The organism is Rosenbergiella sp. YN46, assembly GCF_036620675.1.
In the GTDB taxonomy this organism is placed as follows: Bacteria; Pseudomonadota; Gammaproteobacteria; order Enterobacterales; family Enterobacteriaceae; genus Jejubacter.
In genome coordinates, this window is record NZ_JAZHEE010000167.1 from 1 (window position 1) to 524 (window position 524).

The window sequence follows — 524 nt, forward strand, 5'->3', positions numbered from 1 at the left end:
AATGGACAACGGCTCCCCGTGGGGAGACACCACCGGCACCTGGACGGCGCTGGAGCTGTGGCTGATGCGCCATGGTATCCGGGTGGGACACTCCCGGCCGTATCATCCGCAGACGCAGGGCAAGCTGGAACGTTTTCACCGCAGCCTGAAGACGGAAGTGCTGCAGGGGAAGTGGTTCGCGAACGAGGGCGAACTGCAGCGTGCCTTCGACCACTGGCGGACGGTCTATAACCTCGAACGCCCGCATGAGGCGCTGGAAATGGCGGTACCGGGCTCGCGGTATAAGCCGTCTGCGCGGCAGTACAGCGGCAACACAACGCCGCCGGAATACGACGAGGGCGTGATGGTCAGGAAAGTGGATATCAGCGGAAAGCTGAGCGTGAAAGGGGTAAGCCTGAGCGCAGGCAAGGCGTTCAGGGGAGAACGGGTCGGGCTGAAGGAGATGCAGGAAGACGGCAGCTACGAGGTGTGGTGGTACAGCACGAAAGTGGGGGTGATCGACCTGAAGAAAAAGTCGATCACCA

Annotated in this window: 1 protein-coding gene; it reads left to right on the forward strand. The window is 61.8% G+C overall.

Annotation, left to right across the window (positions count from 1 at the left end; all coding sequences use genetic code 11):
• Positions 1-524, forward strand: a 524-nt coding sequence (locus tag V3W49_RS23070) for an integrase core domain-containing protein (protein WP_500148315.1), incomplete at both ends; no start/stop codon positions are given.